The sequence below is a fragment of the Ottowia massiliensis genome (genome assembly GCF_900240305.1).
In the GTDB taxonomy this organism is placed as follows: domain Bacteria; phylum Pseudomonadota; class Gammaproteobacteria; order Burkholderiales; family Burkholderiaceae_C; genus Ottowia; species Ottowia massiliensis.
Window position 1 is genome coordinate 61522 of the sequence record NZ_LT964854.1, and the last position, 12846, is coordinate 74367.

Sequence of the window (12846 nt, forward strand, 5' to 3'; positions counted from 1 at the left end):
CCAAAGCTTTTTTTGCGCGGCGCAGCCGGAAAACCGGGAAAAACGCGTTCAGTCTTTTGCCCATTGCGCGGGCTGCGCCAGCCGCGCCAGCGCCAGCTGTGCGATTTCGCGCCCTGCCGTGGCGCAGCTGAAGTGGCCCGCGCCGGGCAGGGGCAAGGGCGGCGGCGCGCCCCGCACGGCGGCTTGCAGCGCGCTCATGGCGGCGGGGCCATAAAAAGGGTCGGGCGTGCCGCAAATCAGCAGGCTGGCGCCGTGCCAACGGTTTTGCCAGAAGGCGCGCAAGTCAGGCTCATGCCCGCCATCGGCCAGGCGCGGCAGGGCGCGCAAGGCGGCGTGGTGGCCGCTGTCAGGGAAAGGGGCTTCGCAAGCGGCTTGCTCGTCAGCGGGCAGGCGCGGCAGGCGCGAAAGAGGCAAGCGGGCAGGCGCGCCCTGCCCTGCCCCGCTGGCCTGCGCCGCTGGCGCAAAGCCGGTGTTGATGGCCAGCAGCGCGGCGTAGCGCTGCGGATCGGCGGCGGGCAGCGCCAAGCCCGCCGCGCCGGCCGTGCCGTGCAGGGCCAGGGCCACGCGGCGCACATCCAGCTTGCGCACCCATTCAGTCAGGATTTGCCGGTGCCAGGCCAGGGTGTGGGCGCTTTCTTTCTTGGGCTTGTCGCTGCGGCCAAAGCCGATCAAGTCAGGCGCGATCACGCGGCAGCCCGCCGCCAGCCACTGGGCGGCCATGTGCCGCCACAGGTGGCTCCAGGCGGGCGCGCCGTGCAGGCACAGCCAGGTGATGGGCGCGTCGCGCGGGCCTTCGTCCATGTAGCTCAGGCGCAAGCCGCCCAGGGCGGGCAAGCCGCTTTCGGCATGGCGCGGCCAGGGGTCATCGGGCAGATGGGCAAAGCGCGCGGGCGGCGTGCGCAGCGCGTCTTGCCGCAAGGGGGCGGCATTGATGCGGCGCGGCCTGAAAAAGCCGTGCAGCGCAGCGGCGCATTCGCCCGCCAGCACGCCGCCAGTGACTTGCGTTTGATGGTTGAGTGCGGGCTGGGCAAACAGGTTGAGCAGCGAACCGGCCGCGCCCGTTTTGGGGTCGGCCGCGCCAAAAACCACGCGCGCCAGCCGCGCGTGCAGCATGGCCCCGGCGCACATGGCGCAAGGCTCCAGCGTCACATACAGCGTGCAGCCTTGCAGCCGGTAATTGCCCAGCGCCCGCGCGGCCTGGCGCAAGGCGGCGATTTCGGCATGCGCGCTGGGGTCATGCGCGCCCACGCAGGCGTTGCCAGCAGCGGCGATGCAGCGCCCGTCCTTGACCACCACCGCGCCCACGGGCACTTCGCCGCGCGCTGCCGCCTCATGCGCGACTTGCAGGGCCAGGCGCATCCAGCGGGCGTCTTCAGACGTTTCGGCAGGGGCAGCTTCTGGGAACTTGTTCATGATCTGGCCGGGAGGGACAAAAGAGCGGATCGGGATGGGCCGCGAAACGCAAGCCGCAGACGGGCCTTCGCCGCTTCTTTGGCTGGCTGCTCACGGCTTTTCCCGTTTGGCGAAGCCTTGCCCTGCGCCGCATCAGAAACAGGAGCAAATCTGAGTGGCCCAAAATGCCGGTCAGCGCAGTTTCCACTAGGACATCATGCTATGGATTGAGGAGCGGAAATATCTTGTGCCCAGTGCTTATTGCCGCGAGAGCGCGTCAATCGGGTTCAGGCGCGCGGCGCTGCGGGCGGGCCAGAAGCCAAAGGCCAGGCCGATGAAGGTGGAGCAGGCCACGGCCAGCACGATGGCGTTGGCGGAGAACACGAGATGCACTTCGCTGGAGAGGCGCTCCAGCACCCAGCCCAGGCCAAAGGCCAGACCGATGCCCAGCAGGCCGCCCAGCAGGCAGACGAAGACGGCTTCGATGAGAAATTGCTGGAGGATGTCGGCCTGGCGCGCGCCCACGGCCATGCGGATGCCGATTTCGGGCGTGCGCTCGGTCACGCTCACCAGCATGATGTTCATCACGCCGATGCCGCCCACCACGAGGGCGATGACGGCAATGGAGGAGATGAACACCTGCATGGTGAAGGTGGTTTTTTCGACCATTTCGCGCACGGTGTCGCTGTTGCTGGTGAAAAAGTCTTTGCTGCCGTGGCGGCGCGTGAGCAGCTCGGTGATTTGCTTTTCGGCGTAGTGGGTGGTGTAGCCGTCTTTGACGCGCACGGAGATGTTTTGCAGCACCTGGCTGCCGGTGAGGCGCCCCATGACGCTGGTGTAGGGCAGCCAGACGGTGTTGCCCGAGTTGAAGCCGAAGTTGCTTTTTTCCTTGGCGGTGACGCCAATGATGCGTGCGGGCACGCTGCCCAGCAGGATGATTTGGCCCAAAGGGTTGCCGCCGCCCGGAAAGAGCGTTTTGCGGGTGTTGTCGTCGATCACGGCGTCCAGCGCCAGGTTTTTGACGCTGCTTTCGTCAAACAGCACGCCGGCGGCCAGGGTGAGGCCGCGCACGTTGAAGTATTCGGCGGATACGCCGCTGACGGTGGCGGTTTTTTCCTGGTTGCCCATGCGCAGGGTGACGCTGGTTTGCACTTGCGGCGTGGCGCTGTGTGCGTAGGGCTGCTCGGCCAGCGCGGCGGCGTCGGCAGCCGAGAGGGTGCGGATGGCGTCGGCGCGCCGGTCGCCAAAGCCGGAGCCGGCGAAGATGGAGATGGTGTTGGTGCCGATGGAGCTGATGTCCGAGAGGATTTGCTGCTTGGCGCCTTCGCCGATGGCATTGACCAGGGTGACGGAGACGATGCCGATGATGATGCCCAGCATGGTCAGCAGCGTGCGCATGCGGTGCGAGAGCATGGCGTGCAGGGCCATGCGCGCCGCTTCGCGCAGGCGCATGAGCCAGGCGGCCAGGCCCGCTTTGGGCGGCGGCGCTTCGCTGGCGGGCGCAGCAGGCGGCGCAGCAGCGGCGCTGTCGCGGGTGATGCGGCCGTCGGCAATTTCAATCACGCGCTGCGCGTGGGCGGCCACCTTGGCATCGTGCGTGACGAGGATGATGGTGTGCCCGGCGGCATTGAGTTCCTGAAGAATCTGCATGACCTGCTCGCCCGTGTGGCTGTCCAGCGCGCCGGTGGGTTCATCGGCCAGCACCACGCTGCCACCGTTCATGAGGGCGCGGGCAATGGACACGCGCTGCTGCTGCCCGCCGGAGAGCTGCCCGGGCTTGTGCGCCAGGCGCTCGCCCAGCCCCAGGCGCTCCAGCAGGCGGGCCGATCGCGCGCGGCGCGCAGCCGCGCCCAGGCCCGCGTAGATGGCGGGAATTTCCACGTTGTCTTGCGCCGTCAGGCCCGTCAGCAGCTGATAGCGCTGAAAGACAAAGCCGAAATGCTCGCGGCGCAGGCGCGCCAGTTCATCCGGCTGCATGTCGCGCGTTTCGCGGCCCAGCACCTGGTAGCTGCCGCGCGAAGGCTGGTCCAGGCAGCCGATGATGTTCATCAGCGTGGATTTGCCAGAGCCGGATGGGCCGACGATGGCCACCATCTCGCCCGCGCGAATCGTCAGGTTCACATCCTTGAGCACGGCCACCGGGCCGTCGCCCGCCGGAAATTCGCGCGTGACGCCGCGCAGGCGCATCAGCGGCGCGCCCGGCCCGCCGCCATTCGCTTTTTCCGCTTTTTCCGCGCTTTCTTTCCCGCTTGCTTCCCCGGCTTGTGCCAGGCGGTGTTCGGTCATGGCGCGCTCCTTCAAGGCCCCATGGGCGGCGGCCCCATTTCCACGCTGACGGTATCCCCGGCCGGCGTGGCCTCGCCGGTGATCACGCGCTCGCCTTCTTTCAGGCCCTCCAGCACCTGGGCATGCACGCGGTTGTTCAGGCCCACGCGCACCAGGCGGGTTTCTTCGCGCTGCTCATCGCCCTCGCCCGTCAGCACGCGCACGGCGTAGCGGCCTTCGTCATCTTTGGCGCCCAGCGCGCTGGCGGGCACGGTGAGCGCGCCCTGCACACGGTCCACCACGATGTGCACTTGCGCCGTCATGGAAACGCGCAGCACGCCATCGGGGTTGGGCGCGTGCAGGATGCCGTTGTAGTAAATGGCCGTGGCGCTGGCGGCGGATGTGGCCGACGCGCTGGTATCGCTGCTGCCGCTTTCATCGGCCGGCGGCAGCAGGGCGATGGCTTTCAGCTCGGTGGCGTAACGCTTGTCCGGCTCGCCCAGCAGCGTGAACCAGGCGGCCATGCCGGGCTTGACGCGGGGCACATCGGCCTCGGAAATCTGCGCCTCAATCTTCACTTCGTCCAGCCGGGCGAGCTTGACGATGGTGGGCGTGGACATGGCGGCATTGACCGTCTGTCCCTGCTCCGTCACCACGGCCACGATGGTGCCGTCCATGGGCGCGGCAATGCGCGTGTAGCCCAGATTGGCGCGCGCCGTCTGCGCCTTCAGGTTCGCCTGCTCCAGCTGGGCGGCGTTGGTTTTCAAATCGGCCTCGGCGGCGGCCAGCTGGTTTTGCGCCGACTGCAAATCGGCGCGGGAGGTGGCGTCCTTGGCCATCATCTCCTGCTGGCGCGCCAGGTTTTGCCTAGCCAGCGTGAGCGCCGCCTGCCGCGAAGCGCGCTGCGCCTTGAGCGACTCGATGCCCGCCAGCTCGTCACGCAAGGCGTTTTGCTGCGTGGTGTCGTCAATCTCGGCAATGAGCTGCCCTTTTTTGACCACATCGCCCACCTTCACATGCAGCGCCTTGACCTGCCCCGTGGCCTGCGCGCCCACATTCACCTGCCGCAGCGCGCGAATGGCGCCCGTGGCCAGCACGGTGTCTTCCAGGTCCTGCTTTTGCACGGGCGCCGTCACCCACTGCGGCGCAGGCGGGCCGCCAGAAGTCTTCCACCACCAGAAGGCTGCGCCCAACACCAAGGCCAGCGCCAGCCAGCCTCCTGTTCGCCAAGATTTGCGCATCAGTAAAAACCCTGTGTTGCCCATAAAAGCGCGCGAGTGTACCGAGCGCGCTTTGCGCCTCGGTAAAGAAATAAGGACACCTGTTCCAGTCTGTCCGCGAGGGGCGGCAAGGAGCGGCAAGCGCGAACCGCAGGCAGGTCTTGGCATGCGTTTGCCGGAAGTCGCTTGCAACCTGCCGCAAAGGGCGGGCGCAGCGGCCATGCCGGAAAGGGGGAAAAGCGGATGAAAAGCCTGGGCAAAGAGCTGAATCAGCTCCTTGATTCATAGCATCAGGTCCTAGTGGAACGTGCGCAGATGCCACTTCAAACGCCCTTGAATTCGCTCCTGTTTTTGATGCGTCTGCCAGGCGCTGCCGGTCCGTCAATCCATGCGGGCGCGCGCGATGCGCAGCGCTTCGCTGGCGGGCAGGCCCAGCGAGAGCAAAAGCAGCTCGGTGATGTCGCTGCCAATGCGGCGCGGCGAGGCGCCGCTTTGCTGCATTTGCGCGAAGCCGCCCAGCACGGCGCCGGCCACCAGCACGGCGGCGGTGCGGGCCTGGCCGGGGCGCAGCGTGAAGCGGCCGCTGGCGATGCCTTCGCGCAGGTAGCGCATGGTGGGGCCGTGCCATAGCTGGGCCAGCGGGGGCTGGGTCAGGCCGTAGCGCAAGATGAAGCGCGCCCAGTGCGGCTCGTCGCGCGCGCGTTGCAGGTAGTGGCGCACGCCGGCGGCCAGGCGCATGGCGGGGTCGGGTTCGCCGCTCATGGCGCGGTCGATGCGTTCGCTCATGTCGGCGCACAGGCGTATGACGAGCTGGCCGAAGAGGGCTTCCACGGATTCCAGATTGTTGTAGATGGTGCCGCGAGCCACCTGGGCGGCGGCGGCCAGTTCGCTGATTTGGACGGTGGCCGGGTCTTTTTCGGCGAACAGCCTGAGCGCGGCCTGGTGAATGCGCTGCTGCGCGGCGTTCAGCGGGGGGCAACGGCCGGATGCTGCGGCGGCAGCGGCGGATGGGGTGGCGGGCATGTTTTCTGTTTTCTTGCTGCGGAGCGGGTGCGCGGGCGGGCGGCTTTCACCAGCCGCCGCCCAGCGCCTGGTAGAGGCGGATGCTGGCGCTGGCCTGCTGCATGCGGGCCTGGGCGAGGGCGTCGTCGGCTTCGGCCAGCTCAAGCCGCGCCTGCAAGGGGGCGTCGCGCTGGCGCTCGCCAGCCTGGTAGAGGGCTTGCAGGCCGCTGGCGCGGCGGGCGGCGCTTTGGCGGGCGGCTCGCAGGCTTTCAACGCGCGCGTCCAGCGCGGCGCGGGCGGCGTAGGCGGCTTCAACTTCTTGCAGCGCGTCGAGCACGGCGCGGTCGTATTCGGCCACGGCGGCGTGCAGGCGCGCGTCGCCCGCCCGCGCCTGCGCCTGCAAGCGGCCTGCGGTGAACAGGGGCAGCGAAACGCGCAGGCCGATCAGGCCGCCCGCGCCGCTGGCGCGGGGCAGGCCGCTGAAGTCCAGCCGCCCTTCGTTGCCGAGAAAGACGATGCCAAAGCTGGGCAGCAGTTCGGCTTTCAGGCTTTTGAGCTGGGCGGCGCGCGCCTGCACGGCCTGCTGGCGCGCGCGCACGTCGGGGCGGCGCGCCAGCACGCTGGAAGGCAGCTGCCCGCTTGGCGGCGCGGGCGGCGCAGATGGCTCGGGCGGGGCGGCGGTTTCGGATGCGGCGGCTTCAGGCGCGGCGGCTGGCGCATTCGGCGCATTCGGCGCATTCGGCACATCCGGCAGCAGCGCGGCCAGCGCGGCGTCGGGCTGGCCTGGAGGCTGTCCGCAGAGCGCGGCCAGGCGCTGGCGGCGGGTGAGCAGCAGCGCCTGCAAGGCGGGGCGGGCGGCTTGCAGCCCGGCCAGGCGCGCCTGGGCGGCGGCCACGTCGGCGGCGCGGGCCTGGCCTGCGGCCAGGCGCGCCTGGGCGTAGCCGTGCAGCTGGGCGGCGGTGGCCGTGGCGGCATCCAGTATGGACAGGCGCTGGGCCAGGGCCAGGGCTTCGCGCCAGTTGCTGGCGGCTTCGGCGGCCACCAGCATGTGTGCGCCGTGCAGGCGCTCCTGGGCAATGGCGGCGGCGGCCTGGGCGGCGCTGGCATCGGCGCGGCGGGCGCCGAACACGTCGGCCTCCCAGACGGCGCCCACGCCAGCGGCCAGGCCCCGCGCGTCGGCTGAAGAAGGCAGCGCGGCGCTGTAGGGCGGCGCCAGCGTCCGCCAGGCGCTGGCATTGCGCCAGTCGGCCGTGCCTGCGCCAGCGGCGGCTGCGGCCACGACGGTGGGATACAGGGCTGATTCGGCCACGTCGGCCAGCGCGCGGGCGGCTCGCAGGTTGGCCTGCGCGGCGCGGATGTCAGGGCTGGCGGCCAGGGCGCGTTCGATCAGCGCGTTCATCCGCGCGTCGCCCCAGAGCCGCCACCAGCGGCCCAGGTCTTGCTGCGGCCCGCCAGCGGCTTGCGCGGCGGGGGCAGAAAAAGCGTCCGGCACGCGCGCCTGGGCAGGGGGCGTGTGCACTTTCAGCGCCTGGCCGCAGCCGGCCAGCCAGGCTGCGCAGGCCAGGGCCAGCAAGGGCGCGGCGCGGCGCGGGGAGCAAAGAGCGCGGGGAGCACGAGGAGCGCGGGGAGCGCCTGAGGCGCGAAGAAGGGGCATGGCATTCATCCTTGTCGGGCGAGCATGGAGCGAAAACGCGAAACGGCCAGCGCCAGAAAGAGCGCGCCGGAGACGGCGATGCCCGCCAGCTGCGGCGCGATGGCCCGCACGCCCGCGCCCCGGTAGATGACCGCCTGCGTGAGCGACACGAATTGCGTGGTGGGCAGCCAGCGCACCAGCTGCTGGAGGGCGGGCGGCATGGATTCCACGGGCGAGGCCGCGCCCGAGAGCAGGTAGGCGATGGCGTACACCGGCACCACCAGCAGCCCGAACTGCGGCATGGACGGCGTCAGCGTGGCCAGCCACATGCCCAGCGCCGTGGCCGAAAACAGATACAGCGCCGTGGCCGCGCCGAACAGCAGCCAGGAGCCATTGACCGGCACGCCCAGCCCCAGGCGCACCACGCCCCACAGCGAGAGCAGGGCCGCCGCCAGAATGACCAGCCCGTTGGCCGCGATCTTGCCCAGGGCGATTTCGCTGGCGCGCACGGGCATGACCAGCAGATGCTCGATGGTGCCGTGCTCGCGCTCGCGGATGACGGCCGCGCCCACCAGCACGATGGCCAGGATGGTGACGTTGGTGGCGATCTGCATCACCGAGGTGAACCACGCCGAATCGTTGTTGGGGTTGAAGTGCAGGCGGCTTTGCACCCGCAGAGGCAGCAGCGCCTGCGCGCTGGCGCCGGGGCCGCGCAGCCAGGCCATTGTTTCCTGCAGAAAAATTTGCTGGAAGTAGGCCGCGCCCAGGCTGGCCTGCGTCATGGCGGTGGCGTCCACCAGCACCTGCACCGCCGGGCGGCGGCCCGCCAGCGTGTCGGCCTCGAAGCCGGGCGGAAACTGCACCACGAAGATGTACTCGCCCGCATCCATGCCCGGCGCAACCTGATCGCGCGCGATCAGCGCCGGCGGCTTGAAGTGGGGCGGGCGAATGGCGTCGCGCAGCCGCAGGCTCAGCGACGAGCGGTCGTCGTCCACCACCGCCACCGAGGCATTGAACACGTCGGCGCGAATGCCGTGCGCGATGCTGACGATGGCGAAGGTGAAGGCAAACGCAATCAGCGCCACCAGCACCGGGTCGCGCGCCAGGCTGCGCAGCTCCTTGCCCGTGAGCAGCCCCACGTTCAGCAGCCAGCGCCCGGCGGCGCTCATCCAGCGCGCACGCATGACGCGGCCCTCAAAGCCGGGCGGGCACAAGCGGAGAAAAAAGCGGGCAAGGCATGAAAAGGCATGGCGTGGCGCATCAATAAAAGGAGCGAATTAACGGGGTCTAAAAATGGCATCTGCGCAGTTTCCACTAGGACATCATGCTATGAATAAAGGAGCTGAAACAGGCTCTTTGCCTCACGCCTCCTGCTTGCGCAGCAGCAGCCGCGCGCCCGCCAGGCAGGCCAGGGCCATGAGGGCCAGCATGGCGTAGGGCCAGCCGAAGCTGCCCGCGCCCAGCCCCTTGGAGAAAGCGCCCAGGCTCACCAGCTGGAACCAGGACGACGGAAACGCCTTGCCGATGACGTAGCTGGCGCCGGTCATGGTCGAGACGGGGTACAGCAGGCCCGAAAAATTGGCCGACGGAATCAGGCACAGCAGCGAGCAGCCGAAGATGGCCGCCACCTGCGAGCGCACCAGCGTGGAGGCCAGCAGCCCCAGCGCCGTGGCCGTCAGCGAAAACAGCAGCCCGCCCGCCAGCAGCGCCCAGAACGAACCTTTGAGCGGCACGCCAATCACCGCCACGGCCAGCAGCGCCAGGCTCACGAAACTCGCCGCCGCCAGCGCGGCATAGGGCAGCTGCTTGCCCAGCAGGTACTGCCCCACGCTGGCCGGCGAGGCGTAGAGATTGACGATGGAGCCGGTTTCCTTTTCGCGCACCACGCCCAGCGCGGTGAGCATGGTGGGCACCAGGATCATGGCCAGCATGATCACGCCCGGCGTGATGGCGTAGATGCTGCGGAACTCCTGGTTGTAGACAAAGCGCGTTTGCACCGTGACGGGCCAGGCCGCCGCCGCTGCCGCGCTGACGGGCAGCGGTTGGCTGCGCAGCAGGCGCTGCGCGTAGTCCAGCGTGATGGCGCTGGCGTAGGCGCGCACGCTGGCGGCGGTAAAAGGCACGGCCCCGTCAATGGCGAAGTCGATGCCGGGCTGCCGCCCGGCGGCCAGGTCGCGCCCGAAGCCCGGCGGCACGTCAATGAGCAGGCGCAGGCGGCCATCGCGCAGCCAGGCATCGCCCTCGGCGCGGCTGGCAGGCGAGGGCTGCTGCGCAAAGTAGCGCGAACCCTGGAACTGCTCGATGAAGTGGCGGCTGGCGGCGCTGCGGTCGTGGTCAATGACGGCAAAGCGGATGTTCTCCACGTCAAACGAGATGCTGTAGGCCGCAATGCACAGCAGCGCCACCGGCCCCAGCAGCGCGAAGGCCAGGCGCAGGCGGTCGCGCGCCAGCTCCAGCGCCTCGCGGCGGGCGAAAGTCCAGGCCAGGGCGAGCCAGCGCGCCAGGGCGCTGCGGGGCGCTGGCGGGGCCGGAGCCGCCGCTTCGGGCGCTGGCGGCTCGGCTGGCGGGGCTGCGGGCAGGACTTCAAGTGCGCCTTCCGCGCCTTCTCCATCCTCCGCGCTTGCCTGGCCATCCTCGCGCGCGGCATCTTGCAGCCAGGCGATGAAGGCCCGCTCCAGATCGCCGCCGCCGCGCGCGTCAGCCAGCGCCTGCGGCGCGCCCACCACCAGCACGCGCCCCCGGTGCATGAGCGAAATGCGGTCGCAGCGCGCGGCCTCGTTCATGAAATGCGTGGACACGAAGATGGTCACGCCCTCCTGCCGCGACAGGCTGGCTAGGCGCTGCCAGAACAGATCGCGCGCGGCGGGATCGACGCCCGAAGTCGGCTCGTCCAGGATGAGCACTTCAGGCCGGTGCAGGCAGGCCGCCGCCAGTTGCAGGCGCTGGCGCATGCCCAGCGGCAGCGCGGCGGGCAGCGCGTCGGCGTGCGCGCGCAGATCGAACTCGTCCAGCGCGCGCTCCACGGCCTGCGCCGCCGCAGGCGCGGGCATGCGGTACAGCCGCGCGTGCAGCCACAGGTTGCGGCGCACGCTCAGCTCCTCATACAGCGAAAACGCCTGCGACATGTAGCCCACGCGCATGCGCGTGTTCATGTCGCCCGCGCGGATGGGCTGGCCCAGCAGGCGCGCGCTGCCGCTGGTGATGTCCAGCAAGCCGGTGAGCATCTTCATGGTGGTGCTCTTGCCGCAACCGTTGGAGCCGAGAAAGCCGAAGATTTCGCCGCGCCCGATGCGAAAGCTCACGCCATCGACGGCCGTGAAGCCGCCAAAGCGGCGCGTCAGCCCGCTGGCCTCAATGGCGGGCGCGCCGCCCGTGTCGCGCCAGGGCGCGATGCTCAGCGCGCCGCCCGCCGGGCGCTTGGCCGGCGGCAGCAGGGCGATGTAGGCCTCTTCCAGGCTGGCCGCGCCCGTGCGCTCCATCAGGCTGGCGGGGCTGCCCTGGGCCAGCACGCGGCCTGCGTCCATCGCCACCAGGCGCTCGAAGCGCCCGGCCTCGTCCATGTAGGCGGTGGAGACGATGACGGTCATGCCGGGCCGCTCGCGCCGCAAGCCTTCCACCAGCGCCCAGAACTGCTGCCGCGAGAGGGGATCGACGCCGGTCGTGGGTTCATCAAGAATGAGCAGCTCGGGGTCATGCACCAGCGCGCAGCACAGGCCAAGCTTTTGCTTCATGCCGCCGGAGAGCTTGCCCGCCGCGCGGCCGGCAAAAGGCGCCAGCCCCGTGGCGTGCAACAGCCGTGCCTGGCGCGCCTGCCGCTCGCGCGCGCCCAGGCCAAACAGGCGCGCGAAAAAGTCCACGTTCTCGGCCACGCTCAGCGTGGGGTAGAGGTTGTGCCCCAGCCCCTGCGGCATGAAGGCAACGCGCGCGGCCAGCGCGGCGCGGCCCCGCGCGTCGGCCAAGTCCTGCCCCAGCGTCAGCACGCCCCCGGACTGGATGCGCTTGACGCCCGCCGCCAGCGCCAGCAGCGTGGATTTGCCCACGCCATCCGGCCCCACCAGCGCAATGCTCGCGCCGCGCGGCAGCTCAAGCGACACCTCATGCAAGGCCAGCGCCTGCCCGTAGCGGTGCGTGACGCCGCGCAGCGCCACGGCGGCGTCAGCGGGCGCTGCGGCGGGCTGCGGCGCGCCGCCGCTCAAGGCGCGCCCCCATCAGCGGGCGCGGCCCCTGCGGCCTTCTCCTGCGGCGCCTGCGCGGCGCTTTCCGGGCCGGCCTGCGCTTGCACCTGCACCTGCAATTGCGCGGGCCAGGGCTGGCTGCCGGTGCGCACGTAGCCGTCGCCCGTGACGCCGCCTTTGAGAACGCCCGGCCAGGCCAGCGCCGTCTCACGCGGAATGCGCAGCTTCACGCGGTAAACCAGGTTTTCCCGCTCGCTGGCCGTTTCCACGTATTTGGGCGTGAATTGCGCCTGCTCGTCCACCAGGGCCACCGTGGCGGGCAAGGCGGCGGACAGGCCTTCCAGAGTGACGCGCGCCTCATCGCCCACCTTCAGCTGCCCGGCCACGGCAGCGGGGAAGAACACCGTCAGCCAGGCATCGCCCGCGTCCAGCAGCGTGGCGACGCGGCTGCCCGGGGCCAGCATGGCGCCCGGCTCGGCCAGGCGGTATTCGACGCGCCCGTCCAGCGGCGCGCGCAGCTGCAGCGATTCCAGCATGGCCTGCGCCAGCTCAATCTGCGCCTGCGCTTCTTCTGCGGCGTGGCCTGCGGTTTGCACGGCCCCTTGCGCAGCCTCCAGCACGGCGGTTTCGGCGTCAAGCGCCAACTGGCGCTTTTCCAGCTCCACGGGCGAAATCTGCTGCTGGCGCAGCAGGCTTTGCGCCTGCTGCCACTCCAGCCGCGCCAGCGCCGCCTTGCGCGACTGCGCGGCCTGCCCGGCGCGGGCGCGCGCCTGCTCCGAGCGCGCGCGGGCCAGCGCGGCGCGCGCCTGTGCCAGTTTGGCCTGCAATTCGCCGTCTTCCTGCACGGCCAGCACCTGCCCGGCCTGCACGCGCTCGCCTTCCTGAAAGGCCGCTTCGCGCAAGCGGCCTGGGTATTTGGCAGCCACATCCACGCGCGTGAGTTCCAGCCGTCCGTTGGCGCGGTAAATGCCCTCGGGCAGCGCCTGCTGCCGCGCGCCCGGCCACCACTGCGGCCACCACGGCGGCAATTTCTGGCAACCCGCCAGGGCCAGCGCGGCGGCCAGAAGAAAAAAGCGCAAAGGCGGACGGTTGAAACGAAGGGCCAGACGGGCAAAAGCAGCGGTCATGAAAAACTTGATCGGGGGCAAAACGCCGGGCA

General features: G+C 70.1%; 8 protein-coding genes. All 8 read right to left on the minus strand.

Annotated features, from left to right (window positions below):
- Positions 1 to 48: 48 nt before the first annotated feature.
- The 8 genes from tadA to C1720_RS00300 all read right to left on the minus strand — a co-directional run bounded on the left by tadA (position 49) and on the right by C1720_RS00300 (position 12814).
- The gene (gene tadA, locus C1720_RS00265; protein WP_102282823.1) at positions 49 to 1413 is read right to left on the minus strand and encodes a tRNA adenosine(34) deaminase TadA; all 1365 of its coding nucleotides are present in this window, start codon (positions 1411 to 1413) and stop codon (positions 49 to 51) included.
- Positions 1414 to 1650: 237 nt separating this feature from the next.
- Positions 1651 to 3579 carry a MacB family efflux pump subunit gene (locus tag C1720_RS00270; RefSeq protein ID WP_158241743.1) on the minus strand — a complete coding sequence of 643 codons (1929 nt, stop codon included), beginning with the start codon at positions 3577 to 3579 and terminating at the stop codon, positions 1651 to 1653.
- Positions 3580 to 3689: 110 nt separating this feature from the next.
- Positions 3690 to 4898 carry an efflux RND transporter periplasmic adaptor subunit gene (locus tag C1720_RS00275; protein WP_102282825.1) on the minus strand — a complete coding sequence of 403 codons (1209 nt, stop codon included), beginning with the start codon at positions 4896 to 4898 and terminating at the stop codon, positions 3690 to 3692.
- 360 nt (positions 4899 to 5258) lie between these two features.
- Positions 5259 to 5900 (minus strand): TetR/AcrR family transcriptional regulator, encoded by a 642-nt coding sequence (locus C1720_RS00280; protein WP_102282826.1) that lies wholly within the window; start codon positions 5898 to 5900, stop codon positions 5259 to 5261.
- A 46-nt stretch (positions 5901 to 5946) separates the two neighbouring features.
- A complete protein-coding gene (locus C1720_RS00285; protein ID WP_158241592.1) occupies positions 5947 to 7533 on the minus strand; it encodes a TolC family protein in 1587 nt (528 codons plus the stop codon).
- A 5-nt stretch (positions 7534 to 7538) separates the two neighbouring features.
- The gene (locus tag C1720_RS00290) at positions 7539 to 8696 is read right to left on the minus strand and encodes an ABC transporter permease (protein WP_233199711.1); all 1158 of its coding nucleotides are present in this window, start codon (positions 8694 to 8696) and stop codon (positions 7539 to 7541) included.
- 177 nt (positions 8697 to 8873) lie between these two features.
- The gene (gene rbbA / locus C1720_RS00295; protein WP_102282828.1) at positions 8874 to 11708 is read right to left on the minus strand and encodes a ribosome-associated ATPase/putative transporter RbbA; all 2835 of its coding nucleotides are present in this window, start codon (positions 11706 to 11708) and stop codon (positions 8874 to 8876) included.
- Positions 11705 to 12814 (minus strand): HlyD family secretion protein, encoded by a 1110-nt coding sequence (locus C1720_RS00300; RefSeq protein ID WP_158241593.1) that lies wholly within the window; start codon positions 12812 to 12814, stop codon positions 11705 to 11707. The genes rbbA and C1720_RS00300 overlap by 4 nt, the downstream gene beginning before the upstream one ends.
- Positions 12815 to 12846: the final 32 nt, after the last annotated feature.